Source organism: Vibrio sinaloensis DSM 21326 (assembly GCF_000189275.1).
In the GTDB taxonomy this organism is placed as follows: Bacteria; Pseudomonadota; Gammaproteobacteria; order Enterobacterales; family Vibrionaceae; genus Vibrio; species Vibrio sinaloensis.
The window spans coordinates 106,667-121,218 of record NZ_AEVT01000018.1; the positions used below are offsets into that span (position 1 = coordinate 106,667).

Annotated in this window: 13 protein-coding genes; 1 reads left to right on the plus strand and 12 read right to left on the minus strand. The window is 45.1% G+C overall.

Features of this window, described 5'->3' with window-relative positions; translation table 11 throughout:
- Nucleotides 1-19: 19 nt before the first annotated feature.
- The 9 genes from RH45_RS03870 to RH45_RS03905 form a co-directional block, all read right to left on the minus strand.
- The gene (locus RH45_RS03870) at nucleotides 20-490 is read right to left on the minus strand and encodes a chemotaxis protein CheW (protein WP_008074106.1); all 471 of its coding nucleotides are present in this window, start codon (nucleotides 488-490) and stop codon (nucleotides 20-22) included.
- Nucleotides 487-1,023 (minus strand): chemotaxis protein CheW, encoded by a 537-nt coding sequence (locus RH45_RS03875; RefSeq protein ID WP_039958171.1) that lies wholly within the window; start codon nucleotides 1,021-1,023, stop codon nucleotides 487-489. Before RH45_RS03875 ends, RH45_RS03870 begins: the two co-directional genes overlap by 4 nt.
- 33 nt (nucleotides 1,024-1,056) lie before the next feature.
- Nucleotides 1,057-3,105, minus strand: coding sequence for a chemotaxis protein CheA (locus RH45_RS03880; RefSeq protein ID WP_008074108.1), 2,049 nt, complete (start codon nucleotides 3,103-3,105; stop codon nucleotides 1,057-1,059).
- A gap of 72 nt (nucleotides 3,106-3,177) precedes the next feature.
- Nucleotides 3,178-3,537, minus strand: a complete 360-nt coding sequence (locus tag RH45_RS03885) for a response regulator (RefSeq protein WP_008074109.1) — start codon at nucleotides 3,535-3,537, stop codon at nucleotides 3,178-3,180.
- Nucleotides 3,512-3,823 carry an STAS domain-containing protein gene (locus RH45_RS03890; protein WP_008074110.1) on the minus strand — a complete coding sequence of 104 codons (312 nt, stop codon included), beginning with the start codon at nucleotides 3,821-3,823 and terminating at the stop codon, nucleotides 3,512-3,514. The genes RH45_RS03885 and RH45_RS03890 overlap by 26 nt, the downstream gene beginning before the upstream one ends.
- A 332-nt stretch (nucleotides 3,824-4,155) precedes the next feature.
- Nucleotides 4,156-4,698 carry a GNAT family N-acetyltransferase gene (locus tag RH45_RS23860; RefSeq protein WP_008074111.1) on the minus strand — a complete coding sequence of 181 codons (543 nt, stop codon included), beginning with the start codon at nucleotides 4,696-4,698 and terminating at the stop codon, nucleotides 4,156-4,158.
- Nucleotides 4,679-6,172: a GNAT family N-acetyltransferase gene (locus RH45_RS03895; RefSeq protein ID WP_008074112.1), complete on the minus strand. Its 1,494-nt coding sequence runs from the start codon at nucleotides 6,170-6,172 to the stop codon at nucleotides 4,679-4,681. The genes RH45_RS23860 and RH45_RS03895 overlap by 20 nt, the downstream gene beginning before the upstream one ends.
- A gap of 87 nt (nucleotides 6,173-6,259) precedes the next feature.
- Nucleotides 6,260-7,231 carry a ParB/RepB/Spo0J family partition protein gene (locus RH45_RS03900; protein WP_008074113.1) on the minus strand — a complete coding sequence of 324 codons (972 nt, stop codon included), beginning with the start codon at nucleotides 7,229-7,231 and terminating at the stop codon, nucleotides 6,260-6,262.
- 7 nt (nucleotides 7,232-7,238) lie between these two features.
- Nucleotides 7,239-8,456: a ParA family protein gene (locus RH45_RS03905; protein WP_008074114.1), complete on the minus strand. Its 1,218-nt coding sequence runs from the start codon at nucleotides 8,454-8,456 to the stop codon at nucleotides 7,239-7,241.
- Nucleotides 8,457-9,714: 1,258 nt separating this feature from the next.
- Between RH45_RS03905 and RH45_RS03915 the strand changes: the two genes are divergently transcribed.
- The gene (locus tag RH45_RS03915) at nucleotides 9,715-11,685 is read left to right on the plus strand and encodes a replication initiator protein RctB domain-containing protein (protein ID WP_008074116.1); all 1,971 of its coding nucleotides are present in this window, start codon (nucleotides 9,715-9,717) and stop codon (nucleotides 11,683-11,685) included.
- A gap of 371 nt (nucleotides 11,686-12,056) precedes the next feature.
- Here the strand turns inward: RH45_RS03915 and RH45_RS03920 are convergent, their stop codons facing one another.
- From RH45_RS03920 to RH45_RS03930, 3 genes are read right to left on the minus strand one after another with little or no spacing between them, the layout of a single operon-like run.
- Entirely contained in the window at nucleotides 12,057-12,530 is a 474-nt protein-coding gene (locus RH45_RS03920; RefSeq protein ID WP_008074117.1) for a hypothetical protein, read from the minus strand.
- Nucleotides 12,527-13,459, minus strand: a complete 933-nt coding sequence (locus tag RH45_RS03925) for an ATP-binding cassette domain-containing protein (protein WP_008074118.1) — start codon at nucleotides 13,457-13,459, stop codon at nucleotides 12,527-12,529. The genes RH45_RS03920 and RH45_RS03925 overlap by 4 nt, the downstream gene beginning before the upstream one ends.
- Nucleotides 13,456-14,304, minus strand: coding sequence for an ABC transporter ATP-binding protein (locus tag RH45_RS03930; RefSeq protein WP_008074119.1), 849 nt, complete (start codon nucleotides 14,302-14,304; stop codon nucleotides 13,456-13,458). Before RH45_RS03930 ends, RH45_RS03925 begins: the two co-directional genes overlap by 4 nt.
- Between the last annotated feature and the right edge of the window lie 248 nt (nucleotides 14,305-14,552).

Below are 14,552 nucleotides of genomic sequence, written 5' to 3' on the forward strand. Positions count from 1 at the left end.
GCCTTAAAGGCGCTGCGGGTTAGGCCCAATTCTCTTCAGCTTGATTGGGTGCTATAAGCTCTGAGACATCAAACAGAGCGTCTAAATTAATTAAGATCAGGTGGCCCGTTGCGACTGAGGCAATACCTCTTACATAGCTGTGGTCTACGTTAGCGGCAACATGTGGAGCTTGCTTAATCTGCTCATCTTCTAGGGGGTAGACTTCCGAAACCCCATCAACAATGACGCCTAACGGTTGCTGCTTTGCGTCATTCAGTACGATCACCACAGTAGTCGCACTCACCTGTGCTGGTGATAAGCCAAAACGGATACGTAGATCGACAATAGGCACATACTCGCCACGAATTTCGAGTACGCCTTTCATGAAATCAGGTGAATTAGGAATGTCACGCACGGGGCTCCAGCCGCGAACTTCACGCACATCCAAAATAGGTACGCCATATTCATCGCCTTCAAGGACAAAACTCAAAAACTCTTGGGTTAAATTCATGATGCCTTCCTTAGGATGCGTTCCATATTGAGCAGCTCCTCGGTATCAAGCAAAGACATCACTTGCTCTCCCACATTTAGCAGCCCTTGCATATAAGGCGTCACAGTCGAATCGCCAACAGAGGGATACAGTTCACTTTGTCCTTGTCCAATCACATCGCTGACTGCATCAACGACGATGCCCATCAAGCGTTCCGTGTCTTCATCAGTGAAACGTAAAACGATCACCACAGTGGTTGCTAAATATTCACACTCACCGATTTGAAATCGAGCTCTAAGATCCACGACAGGCACGATCATGCCCCGCAAGTTAATGACACCGAGCACGTAACTGGGAGAACGTGGAATCGGTGTTGGTTTTTCCCAAACACGTATTTCCTCGACATCTTTTATTTCAACGCCGTATAACTCATCCGCTAACAAGAAACTGAGGAAATCTGCGCTCTCGCTCACTTCATCGTTCGTTTGGGTCAATAGGTTCTGAGCCTGCTGTGCAATGTGCGTTTTAGCGCTGGTTGAAAGCTCTGTGCTCATGCTGCTATTCTCCGTCATCACCCGCTTTCCTCCCTATGCCGCTATGCCTTTTTGAACGCTGTCTGACGTTCTATTTAGGAACTGGGTAATCAGGCCTTGAATATCAAGAATAAGAGAGACTGAACCATCGCCAAGAATGGTGGCACCTGAAATCCCAGCGACTTTGCTGTAATTAGACTCCAGACTTTTTATGACCACTTGCTGCTGATCCAGTAGCTCATCAATTAACAAACCCACTCGGTTGCCAGCCGCTTCAACAAAACATAAGATGCGCTTATCAAGATTTCCGCTAGCCCCCATTTCCAGTTCATCTTGAAGACGTAAAATGGGAATGTTTTCATCTCTTAGTCGATAAAGCTCAACCCCACCAGATGCGAGTTTGATGCAGCTTTTATCAATTTGAATCGATTCAACAATGGTCAGCAAAGGGATGACATAAACCTCGCCAGCGACTTTAACCAGTTGTCCATCAAGAATGGCTAAAGTGAGCGGTAAACTGATGGTAAAGCGACTGCCCTCACCCAGTTTTGATTCCACTTCAATATGGCCGCCTAGCTCTTCGATATTACGCCGCACGACATCCATCCCCACGCCGCGACCAGAAATATCTGAAACTTCATCCGCAGTTGAAAACCCCGGAGCAAATATCAGATTCATGATCTGTTTGTCTGAAAACTCATCACGGCGTGCATCAGCATCTAAAACGCCTTTTTCGCTCGCTTTTTGCCAAAGCTTGTCACAGTTGAGGCCCGCACCGTCATCACTGATTTCAATCACAATAGAGCCGCCTTGATGGTAAGCATTCAGTTCAATGACACCTAACTCGGGCTTACCCGATTCCAAACGTTGTGCACGGCTCTCAATACCATGATCGATACCATTGCGGACCAGATGTACCAAGGGGTCAACAATGCGCTCTAGCACGGTTTTATCTAATTCGGTTTGCTCACCCTTGATCTGCAAATCGACTTGCTTATCTAAACGGGTAGACAAATCGCGGACCAAGCGGGGGAAGCGACTAAAGGCAAAACTCATCGGTAACATGCGAATGTTCAACACATTTTCTTGCAGGTCTTTACTGTTTTGCAGCAGTTGATCTAACCCCGCTTTAAGCTTTTCCAATTTATCTATCGTGAAGTCATTACCGATTTCGGTCAGCATAGATTGGGTAATGACCAGCTCACCAACTAAGTTGATCAAGCTATCGACCTTATCGATATCAACGCGAATGGAACTAACGCTTGATTCAGCTTTCGCTGCTTTGACTGGTTTGCTATCAGAACTTGGGCGAGAGGCTTCCTCTGCCTGGGTAGGCTGCACTTCTGTGTCAGGCTCATTGCTCTCTAACACGGATGAGGATTGGACTTGTCGCTCAATCGTTAGGTCACATTCATCCTCAACCCATTCGAAAATTTCTTCAATTACGCTTTTGTCGATCTCTCCGGGCAATTGAGCTTGCCAGCTTAAATAACAAAGCTCCGCTTCGATATCATCGATTTCCGGTAACTGAGTGGTGTTAGCCTCAATGATGCACTCGTCACTGAGATCTTGAAGCTCGCGTAGAATTCGTAATGGGTCGTTACCACTAAAGAAAATCTCGCGGTGAGGGACGAAAGAAACATGCCAAGACCCACTTTTTACATCGTCAGAATTCCCGGGGGGCGGTGTTGATTGTGTATCAGCAATCACGGATTCATTACCTAGCAAATCCGCTAGCTGTGCGCTCACGTCATCAAGTAACGCTTGGTCGACTTGGCTACCGGATTCATGCTGCTCAAGCATGCTTTGGATGCAGTCCCCGCTTTTGAGTAGGATGTCGACTGTATCAGCAGTCAGTTGACGTTCGCCATTACGCACCAAATCCAGATACGCTTCTACTGAGTGAGTGAATTCGCTGATATCGAGCAAATTAAAAGTCGCCGCACCGCCCTTTATTGAGTGCGCAGCACGGAAAATAGTGTTGATGGACTCGTCATCAAATTGAGCGAGATCGAGATTAAGCAGTACGTCTTCCAGTACTTCAAGATTTTCACGACACTCCTCGTAAAACATCTTACGCAACTGTTCCATGTCTAAAGCCATAAATCCCCCGCCAATGACGCCACTATCCTGAACGACCGTTTGTTATTCCCACTCATTTTGTGTGAGGCGCTGTTACACAACGCGTTTTAGTGTTTTGAGTAAGGTCTCTGGATTGAAAGGTTTTACTAGCCAGCCCGTTGCACCTGCCGACTTGCCTTGCATTTTTTTGTCTGCACTGGTTTCCGTCGTGAGCATCAAAATGGGCACAAACTTGTATTGTGGTTTTTCACGTAACGCTTTCACTAACTCAAAGCCTCCCATGTTTGGCATGTTGACATCAGAGATAACAACATCAAATTTGGTGCCCGTGATTTTGCTCAGTGCATCGCGGCCGTCATTCGCGGTTTCTACATCATAGCCAGCATCGCGTAATGTGTGACTCACCATTTGGCGGATAGAAACGGAATCATCCACAGCTAGAATTTTCGTCATGCTTCTCTTCTCCTAGTTCGCAATTCCATCCAATCTGGTCATCTAGCGATAAGATACCGATCGCATCGACCAAGATTTGTGTTGGTTGAATTAACTGAATTTCAATCTGATGTTTTTTGGCAGAAAGGAACAGTGAAGCAAGAGCTTGCAACCCAGCAGCATCGACGCGACTCACTTGTGAGGCGTCAATGTGTAGCTGGTTATCTTCAGCAAGCCATTCTTTGTAACGTGATGCAGAATCAAGCACGGTTGAGATATCAAGCGTTTCAGGTAACAAACATTCCATGTGTCGACCTTCACTTTTTATTATTTCTAGCCAATATAAATCTTGTTGCTTAATTTTGAGTGTAGGAAGAATTGATTATTTCGCAAATACCAGCATGGCTAACTAGGCACTTATTCAAGTAGATTGTGGTGGAGACAAATCAGATTTTGTTCGTTGATTTAATCACTTAGAAGATATGTGACAATTAGAAAAAAACCACAACTTTTGTATGACTCGTCACACATTGTGGCAGACTAACCAGACCTAACCTTTTAATTTACAGTGTAAATAGCACCTTGAGTTTACACTGTAAATTCTAGTTCTAACGAGCAAGCTGATGAAATTAACTCAGTTTACAGTGTAAATCCTTCATCTTTCATCCGCCCTATCCAAGCGTCTAGTTCGATTTTAAACTGACTCTCAGCCTTCTTCTTTCCCTGTAGCGAAAATTCGTTAACACAATCGGACCAAGAGTACTGTTGCACAAGCTTGCGAATCACTAAGTCACTCATTGTTACAACGCTGGCGGGAGAACTTTTCCACCATAAATCGAGAATCGGTGCCACGCTATCATAATGAGTGCCACCAGAAATGTAGGAGCGGATAAGCGGTGCAAAACTCGGATTATCAATGGAAGCATCTAGTTTGGCGCACAAACTACGGACTAAGTCGGTTTCAAGCAACCGATATAAACTTGGCAATGAATAAAGCACATACTGGCGAAAATGTTGAGTAGCCAAAGGTAGCCATTCCACATTTCTCTTAACCATCATTAGAGAATAGGTACCACTCGCCTGCTCTCGACTACTGCCTAGTTTAACTGGAACAAATCCAGCTTTATGCCAAAAATCGACCAGTTCACTCGTCGCACCAAAACTACGTCGAAAGAAAATCACACTCTACCTGTTGCGACAACTGAGCCAACATTCGCTGCCCAATACCACGACCTTGCAAGTCAGGATGAACGGCAATCCTCATGATTCTCAAGCTAGATTGTTGCGCCGCCTTAGTGATTCCAATTTGTGCCGCGAGTGACGTCACCGCTAAGTGACCTTTGGGTCGTCGTTTGCCAAGCTGGATTTGTTCAACAAGATCTTGTGCAAGCTCCCCTTCGCGAACAACCAACAAACAACCAATACAAGTGTTGCCAACAAAACTGGCGTAAAGCTGAATGCTCTCATCTCGTAACAACAACATTAAATCGCTTGGTGAGGTTTGATAGTGCGCGTTGACCAGTAGAGCAAAGCACGCTCGTAATAATTCAGGGGACTCAACCAAGGTCTGCTTGGAGATGTGCTGAAGATTAATCTCGCTGTTAAAGTCCGCGTCTATATCTTGCTCGGCATCGAGTAGAAAAAGATCAAACAGCCAATGCTCTAATGGATCGCCTTCATTCCAACGAATCGGTTGCTGCATGGTAAAACTCGACATTCCTGGTCGCTCTTGCTTAAGCCAGGTTGCAAATTTTAAGCTGAAGCCTCGGCCACAACCTTCATAGCCATGCACCGTCGTCGAGAAAACCGCACGATGATAATGAGATACCATTTGTTTGAGCATGGGAATGGGAATCGCAGATGCTTCATCTACCAAAAGCAAATCACACTCAGGTTTGTTTCTAAGTAGCTCATCAGGCGCGATAAACTCGATGCTTGAAAGACCAGCCTCCAAGCGACCTTTACTCAGTTCAGATCCCGCTAAATGCTGATGTGCGTGGTCAAAGATAGGTTGAACGGTCGCGAGTGTTGGTGCTGTGACTAAGATACGTAATTTGCGAGTTTGGATTAACTCAGCTGACGCGATACCCAATGCACTGCTTTTTCCTCGCCCGCGATCTGCGGTCAAAATAAGTGGTCGCTTGCGGTGTCCTTCAACCACTTTTCGTACCTTAGTAACGGCCATTTTCTGCTGTTCATAAACATGGCGAGCGCTCAATGTTGACGGCGTGACTTGCGGTAATGGGGAGTTTTGTTCAACTTGAATAAGCTGACAGAGCCCTTGGTGCAACCAGACATCAGCCCAGAACTGCGTATTTTCCTCCGCGGGAAGAACCAATAAAATGCCGCCACCACACAAGCAACCAACCGCAGAGGCAAAACTGTTCGCGTCAAAACCAGAGCGGAAATCACACACTAACAGGTCGCACTCCTGACCAAGGAACCGCTGACCTTTGTTCTTCTCCACAAACTTGTCAGCGAAAGGCAACGGCTCACCACCCAACTGAAAGACACGATTAGGGTTGATCGCATGGCAAAACGATTCCATCGTTTCTATTTGCCACTGAGCATTGCCACGTAACACGACACCGTAACGGTGGAAGCTCTGTTCTGCCCTATTGCTTAGTTGAGTAAAGTATTGCTGAATCGCAAGCATGGAATATCGACCTTAGTAACTCTGGTTGGCAGCATTATGGCACAAAAAAAGCCGCTCTCGCGGCTTTTCTGTTTTGGTTGGTAAAGCTTAGTTTAGCTTACCTGCGACAAAATCGAGGATTTCTTGCATCAAAGCATCATCGACTTTTTTAAGGTTCAGCGCTAAGTTTTGCCCTTTGCGCGTGTAACTCGCTCGGCCTTTAACTAAATCTGTCTTAGCCGGCTGCGTTGGCTTTTTCGGTGCAAGCTCTTCAATCCAAGATTCAATCGTCTCAGTCACGTCTTTCGTAATGCGGGTAACGCCTTGCGCTTCGCTACGTTGCCAAACGAAGCCTTGCTCAGACAAACATTTTTCGAGTAACTGTTGCTGCATTTCTTGGTTCAAGCTATTGAACTGTTTGTGCAGCTTAACAATGGTCGGGCGACCCAAATCTGCCACATTAGGATACGCTTGCAGCAGTTCGAGTGGCAGGTCAGCCGCCTTTAATGCACCACTCACGAGAGCTTCACTGCATTGGAACATCTTCGCTAGCGCTTTTTGGTCTTCTGCTTCGCCGCTTTCTAGCTTTGCCTGCATCTCTTTGCCCTTTTCAAACAAAGAAAGAGGCTTGTGGGCGTTAGCGACATCAGAAAGAAACTTAGCATGTTCAGAACTGATGTTTTCACCAACGTAAACCAGAAACTCTTTGCCAGCCAAAATACATGACATGCGACGACGACTGCCGTCAAGCACTTCGATTTTGCCATCTTCGCGTTTACGACCGACCGCCGGATACTGTTGACCACGCTCACGCAGTGTCACCAAGACATCGGATAAAGCGTGCTCATTAAGGAAAGATTGCTCACGCGCATTTTCAGCAAATACGGTCGTTTGCTCTTGTACTTCACCAGCTGGGATACGAATCAGTTCAAACTGGACGTTTTCTTCACCTGCAACCGCAAGTTCGATCACTTGAGCTTGCTCTTTCGCGGCTTGTTGAGCTTGTTGTGGTGTCGTCACATGGCGCTTATTCGCTTTACCAAACAGACGCGCATTCAAATCTGATGTTTTAATTGCCATGTTTTATTTACCCTTTATTTAGTGAAGTCCAGTGACCATGCAGTACGCGCTCAAGTTCTAGTGCACTCTTCTGAACTGCGTCTTGTGCGGTAGCCAGCGTTTTCTTACCGCCTTCAAAATCTCCGGTGGTTAAGTCAAAGACCGTACTATACGTATCAGCACAGGTTTCAAACGCTCGGCTACGCGGAATGGTTGCCATCATAACTTGGTCGCCAAGTAGGTAGTTCATTTCAGTGAGTACACCTACTTGTTTCTTGTTGTCATCTTCAAACATTGTTGGCATCAGGCGAACAAACTCTAGACCTTGCCAATCTTCTGGGAACATTTCATAAACCGTTGGTAGATGCTGGAAGAAGTTGACGGTCGATGCCCAGTCTAAACGCTTAGCCGCACATGGAATCAACAGTGCGTTAGAAGCATACATTGCATTCCACACCAGTGGATCAACGTGTGGACCGGTATCTATCATGATCACGTCAAAATCATCTGCGATCTGGTCGATAAGCTTTTCTTTTAATAGCTTAACGATATCTAGGGATTGGTTTTGCGATAGGTTTTGCCACGCCTCAGCATTAAACATCGCGTCTTCAGGGAACGCAGACACCGTTTTAAGGTTTGGATATTGAGTCGGCAATAGTACGTTTTTGTGCAAAAACTCTTTGTTGACCTCAACCCCATCAGGCACGTTATCCAGCATAACGTCTACCGCAGAGTAGATGTTATCGTGATCAGTGATACTGATTTGCGGGTTCAAGAACAAACGCAACGAGCCCTGTGGGTCTAAATCGATAAGACAAATTCGGTAACGTTTATCTAAGTTCAATGCCAAACAAGCTGCAAGGTGAACCGCTGTCATAGATTTTCCGGTACCACCCTTTTGGTTCTGTACGTTGATAATCCATGGTTTGTTTTCATTATTTTTCTTACGCTCATGAAATTTCGGCACGCCAGCTGCGTCCATTAACATATGCGCTTCTTGTAAAGAAATTGAGTAATGATTGGCATTGTTTTTAGTAAATTGATGACCCGACGCTTCTAATTTACTGATTGCATCATCAAGCTTACGTCGTGTTAGACCTGAACGAGTTTCCATTAATGCTTTTGACATAGGTGGAAAATGATCGTCGCTACGCTCTTCCAAAACAATCTCAATGCGGTCAGCTTGAACCTGAGCGGTCTGCTCAGCTAGGCGGTTGAGATTCTCAATGGTTTGTTCTCTTTTCATTGCCAAATTCCGTAATTAGTGTCCTTATGCGATTGTACAGCACTTTATAAGGTTTACAATAAAAAGGTGAACAATCACTTATAGATAACAATCACATTAAATAGAAAATTTTCACTGTAATTAATGAAAGCGAGCAAAAAGCATTCACAAAACCGATGAAATTAAAGTGTATCAAGCGAGCCGAACTTGCACAGATTTAAAATGTTACAGCATCACCTATTTACAATGTAAACAAAGTCGTTATGCATGATTGAAGATCTACGGAACGATTAACTTTGCAGCGTATTTTACGGCAAGTGTCATTTTGATTTAAAAATTGGCCCTACAAGCCAGCCTAAGTAACAAAGTAAATACCGAACCTTTCAATACAAACGCGATAAATAGCACTCGGCAGGGGAGAAGTTTATCAGCGACTATCGAAACGATGATCAAGGGGGTCATCATGATCATGCTTGCGAAGAATTTCTCCCCTAACGGAACAATGATCAAGGTATTTAGCCACTTCCAACGGCTCAAAGTGAATGGGATCATTACAGCAAAAAGATCGGAACAATGATCAAGAGAACCATTACTCCGGAAGCATGTAAATTTCAGTCTTAATTACGGCTGAGTGTATATGGACTCGGGTTTGAAGGGCTTCAATAGCGAAAAGTGAGTTAACATGCATCGGACAAGCTCGAAACAGCAAACGCAGGGTCATATTCTTGATCATGCTTTCGACAAATTGATTAACCGCCACCCGATGTGGATAACATTTTTCCACTGTCAGTCTGACTTCGATTTTCACGTGGTAATCAACGAAAATCCACTTTATACTCGATTCCCTTGATCATCGTTGCGGGATCGAGACCAACGTTTTACATCAGTGCAGCTTGATCCTAGCAGAAGTTATTCTTTGCCTTGTGGATAAAGTGTGAAGGTTTGATGATCATGCTTCTGAGTACCCGTTGATCATGTGTGCAGAACAATGATGATCATCGTTCAGTCTATTTTTGATCATGCTTTCAATAGTTTATTGATCATGCTTTCGCTAAATACATGATCATGCTTTCGAAGCCTTAAAAAATAAGTCTTTAATTAACATGGGCTTACAGAGGTGAAAGTGCCCAGATCATAAGATCATATTACCAATTAAGATCATAATAATCAGAAAGATCAGTTATTTAAAAACAACAACTTTTTCTTTATTTATGATCTTTTTTTCTTTATTCTTCAGGAACTATAGCGATATTACGGCTAGTGTGATACGGATCTAATAATGAGTTCAGAAGAAAAACTACTGATCAAAGCCCCTCGAAGCCACAAAGATGGTCATCTATTTGAGGTTTCAGAAACTGCAGTAAATTGGATAGAGCAATACCAACATTTCAAAGGGGTGACGAAAAGCATCGTCGAACTTCTGAATCTAATTTCTCTACGTGGATTTAGCAGCAAGGATGGTTTGGTATCCACAACCGAACTTATTGAAGCCACCGACGGCCAAGTGACACGGGCTGCAATTCAACAACGACTTCGTGCTGCAGTGAATATTGGCTTGTTCCAGCAAGTGCCAGTACGTTTTGAGGAAGGCCTAGCGGGCAAGACAATGCTTCACCGCTTTGTGAACCCTAACCAGCTCATCTCTGTCCTTGGCGCCACCAGCTTAGTCACGGAATCAGTGAAGCAAAATGAAAAACAAAAGCGTTCAAAAGCCCTTGCTCAGACCCAAGTCAACAAACGACTTTTGAACGAGCATGGTTTGAATACGCCGCCAGTCATGAAGGACGAAGCGGATCAATTTGTTGTTTCTCCGACCAACTGGGCTGGCATCATTGACCAAGCGCTCGCTCCACCGCGAACGCGAAAACAGTATCAAAAAAGCATGGTATCCATCTCGGGAACCCGAGCAGTGATCGAAACTCGATCATCGAAGAATATTATGACCGTCGATGATCTCATGACCTTGTTTGCTCTGTTCACACTGACGGTTCAGTATCACGAACACCACCAGCATCAATATCAGCTCGATGGGACGCAAGTTCCAAATAAAACACCGCTGTACATCACCGATATACTCTCGTTGCGTGGCAAGAAGGACAGCGGCCCTGCACGTGACTCAATTCGTGACAGTATTGATCGCATCGAGTTTACCGACTTCCAATTACATGAGCTGACAGGTCGTTGGTTAAGTGAGAACATGCCAGAAGGCTTTAAGAGCGATCGTTTCCGATTCTTGGCCCGAACCATTACTGCATCGGAAGAAGCGCCTACAGAGAACGCTGACGGCGAAATTCGTATCAAACCAAACCTTTACATCCTAGTTTGGGAGCCTTCGTTTTATGAAGAGTTATTGACTCGCGATTACTTCTTCCTGTTTCCACCAGAGATCTTGAAGCAGCATACCCTGGTATTCCAGCTCTATAGCTATTTCCGAAGTCGTATGGTTCGCCGACATACCGATCAAATGTTGTTGAGCGAACTGAATCAGAAGCTGGCTCGCAATATCGAATGGCGCCGTTTTTCCATGGATCTTATCCGTGAGTTAAAACGCCTTGCGGAAGGGAAGGGGAGTGAAGATCTTTTTGTTGTCAACTTGTGGGGTTACCACTTGACGATCACCAGCGTGGTTGAGAAAGGCAAGATCAAAGATTATGAGTTTGATATCAAATGTGATGCGGAAGAAGTATTACGTTACTCACGCGCACGCACGACCAATGCGGGTAAACGTAACATGGCGCCAACCTTGCCAAACCCGCTGCGCAACGAAATGGTGACTAAGAAACAACTCGAAGAGATGTCGCAGATCATCGATGGCGAATTTGAACCTATTCAGCGTAAAGAGCGATCACCGAAAGGTAAATTGGGTCGCCGAGTTAAGCAACGCAAGCACTTGGTAGAGATCAACGCAGATGAAATCACCATTACCTTGTCGAAATATACCTCCTCAGAGGCTCTAGAACGCTCTATAACGGCTTTAGCGGCAATGACTGGACATTCACACTCATCTATTCAAGAAGAGTGTCTGGAGCTCATAGACAAGCTTGACTACTTGCGAGTAGGTGAAGAGATGGTTCCTTACCAAACTTTGAGTAAGATGGTTGAGTTGTATAACGGCCAAAGCGAGAACAAGCATCTCTCGATTGAGCGTTTGATTGCCGGTTTGGCGGTGCGTCGAAAAGTGTGCAAACAGGTGTTTGAAGGCCATTTGGATGAGACGGTATTCCGAGCCTTAGATGAAGTGGCGGTTTGAGAGACGAAAAACCAACCTTAGGGTTGGTTTTTTAATCTTTCGTTTCTGGCTGATAAACCCTGTTACATTCTAGGTTCAGCTAGACAAATCTACTACATTCCCCTGACAATCAACTGACAATGTAACGCGTATGGTTGGATATTATTTATCCCGAATAGACAACCTTTTGTCCTTTCTGATGAATGAGGGATAGGATTATCCCTAGATAGATTGGCTCATATTGTTACATTCATTCTGAATATTTTGCGAGTTCTATGAACTCGCTTTTTTTTGCCTAAAATTCAGGTTTTTCAATCGGTAAGAAGTGCAAACCACTTACTCTCACTCAACAATGATCCCACTTTTACCTTGATCATCGATCCGTATAACGCTTAGTGAACGACTCTTGCCTCTTGATCATTGTTCCGAGCTTCGTTCCAAGACTGGCTTTCCATGAAGCTCACGTGTGCTTCAATAAGCTGAACGGACTCCTTGTGCCAGTTGGCTTGAGATTGCTGGTTGCAAAACTCTAAGGTGACGACTGCAAGATGTTGCAAGCGTTTCATACACCAGTCTTTTAAACCTAGCTCGCTTTCTCTGTTGCACACCACTTGCTGTAACTTGGCGTAGGCGAGTTGCAAAAATTGATAGGCTTTTTCGGGCGCTTGGTATTGCTGGTGATGGAAGATACGTAGACAGCCATCTAACCAACATGCAATGGCTTTGCTCTGTTGGTCAGTGATCTTTGGCCCCCAAACTTGCTCGGGGGCTGATAACAGCAAGCTTTCCAGCGTTTGCTCTTGATCATGCTTTCGAGTTTGGTACCAAGTACCCATTTGCTCTATCCACGTATCTAGCGTCATCATGCAGCTTTAACCCATTGTTTTACAAAGTGGTTTGGACCTACTTGCTTAAACTCCTCCTGAACGATCGCACTATTGGCTCGGATCTGATCAGCGTCTAAAGAGTAGTTTGGTTCACTCTTGACGAGATTGCCAAATGGCAGATCAGGATCCGGGACTGCGGAGATCAGTAGCTGAGTATACGGATGTTGCGGATCGGTTAAGATCGCCTGAGTATCACCCCATTCGACGATTTGTCCCTTGTACATGACTGCGGTTTCCTCTGCGATGTAGTGGGCTGTCGCTAGATCATGCGTGATGTACAAGAAACCGATACCGAACTCTTTTTTCATTCGTTGCATTAGGTTGAGAACGCCCAAGCGAATCGACACGTCCAGCATCGACGTTGGTTCATCCGCAAGAATGACTTCCGCACCAACCGCAAGAGCACGAGCAAGATTTACGCGCTGTCGTTGGCCGCCACTAAGCTCGTGAGGGAACTTTTGTAATGTATCCGGGGCGAGTTCAACCAAATCGATTAATTCCTTGAGGCGAGCGGGAATATCGCGCTTATGTGCGACCTGATTATGGATCTTAATCGGTCTGGTTAAGTGGTGTTCGATGGTATGGGTTGGATTTAATGAGCCAAAGGGATCTTGGAATACCATTTGCACTTTACTGCGGTAGTCGAGCAGCTCTTGGCGGCTCTCTATTTCGTCAATGTTACGGCCGTTAAACAAGATTTCCCCTGATGTTGATGGGTACACTTTGGTCATCAAGCGAGCGCAGGTACTTTTACCGCAGCCAGATTCACCGACAAGCGCGAGCGTTCGACCTTTGTGAATATCGAAGCTGACCCCTTGCAGTGCTTTAAATCGCTCTTCTGAAGCGAAGCCACCGCCAATGGTAAACTCTTTAACCACGTTTCTGAGGCTTAGGATTGGGTCGCTCATGCCATTGCTCCTTGTTGACTGTGTTTGCCTTCGTGAATATTAGGGAATGATGCCCAAAGTTTTTGTGTATATGGGTGCTGCGGATTGCTGCGCACTTGTCTGGCTTGGTTAACCTCAACAATTTCACCATGACGCATGATGGCAATCCTGTCACATAACTGACTCATCAAAGCAAGGTCATGAGTGATAAACAGCACAGAGAAACCAAACTCTTCGCGCAATTGATAAATTTGCTGCAAGATCTCGCGTTGGACGACAACGTCCAGCGCCGTGGTTGGTTCATCCATGATGATGAGTTTAGGATTGAGCGATAGCGCGATGGCAATGACTAAGCGTTGACGCATACCACCACTGAACTGGTGCGGATACTCTGTGAGTCGCTCGCGTGGAATATTGACTAAGTCGAGTAATTTTTCGGCTCGATCTTTGGCTTGCTCTTCATTGAGACCTTGGTGATGGCGCAGAACATCGGCGAATTGTTCTTGGATGGGTAACACTGGATTAAGTGAATTCATTGCACTTTGGAATACCATGGCAATTTCGCTCCAACGTATGGCATTAATCTCGCTGTCGGGCAGTTTGAGGAGATCGCGCCCTTGAAAGTGGATTTCTCCACCGGAGATAAACGCGGGCGGCTTATGTAGTCGGTTAATCGCAAAAGCAATGGTACTTTTGCCACAGCCTGATTCGCCAGCGAGTCCGAAAATTTCACCTTTGCCTATGTCGAAACTGACTGACTTAACTGCTTGGAAGTCGCCATTGTCAGTAATGTAGTCCACTTTCAGATCTCGGATCTGAATGATGGGGTCAGCATGAAATGCATGCTGGAGAAAAGATTGACTCATGTCTTACCTACAAAAAAAAGTAAAAGATAATGATTATCATTAACTCTTATTTTGTGACTGAAAAGAACATCAGACAAAAAGGGTGAAGTGAGTCGAAAAAGTACAATTAGCTGGGAGAGTGTGTAACAAAAACGAGAGTTGAGCAGTGAAAGTGAAGGGAAAAAATGAGAGCCAGATCAGCTCAATTTTCTTAGGGGTAATCCCTTAAATGTACTGCCAGGATAGAAACGGTGCAAAACCTATTTATA

Coding starts and splice junctions, on each gene's coding strand:
- RH45_RS03920 (WP_008074117.1), bottom strand. CDS start 12,530: ATGATGACGCTAGATACGTGGATAGAGCAAATGGGTACTTGGTACCAA.
- RH45_RS03925 (WP_008074118.1), bottom strand. CDS start 13,459: ATGAGCGACCCAATCCTAAGCCTCAGAAACGTGGTTAAAGAGTTTACC.
- RH45_RS03915 (WP_008074116.1), top strand. CDS start 9,715: ATGAGTTCAGAAGAAAAACTACTGATCAAAGCCCCTCGAAGCCACAAA.
- RH45_RS03895 (WP_008074112.1), bottom strand. CDS start 6,172: ATGCTTGCGATTCAGCAATACTTTACTCAACTAAGCAATAGGGCAGAA.
- RH45_RS03870 (WP_008074106.1), bottom strand. CDS start 490: ATGAATTTAACCCAAGAGTTTTTGAGTTTTGTCCTTGAAGGCGATGAA.
- RH45_RS03890 (WP_008074110.1), bottom strand. CDS start 3,823: ATGGAATGTTTGTTACCTGAAACGCTTGATATCTCAACCGTGCTTGAT.
- RH45_RS03930 (WP_008074119.1), bottom strand. CDS start 14,304: ATGAGTCAATCTTTTCTCCAGCATGCATTTCATGCTGACCCCATCATT.
- RH45_RS03885 (WP_008074109.1), bottom strand. CDS start 3,537: ATGACGAAAATTCTAGCTGTGGATGATTCCGTTTCTATCCGCCAAATG.
- RH45_RS03900 (WP_008074113.1), bottom strand. CDS start 7,231: ATGGCAATTAAAACATCAGATTTGAATGCGCGTCTGTTTGGTAAAGCG.
- RH45_RS03905 (WP_008074114.1), bottom strand. CDS start 8,456: ATGAAAAGAGAACAAACCATTGAGAATCTCAACCGCCTAGCTGAGCAG.
- RH45_RS03875 (WP_039958171.1), bottom strand. CDS start 1,023: ATGAGCACAGAGCTTTCAACCAGCGCTAAAACGCACATTGCACAGCAG.
- RH45_RS03880 (WP_008074108.1), bottom strand. CDS start 3,105: ATGGCTTTAGACATGGAACAGTTGCGTAAGATGTTTTACGAGGAGTGT.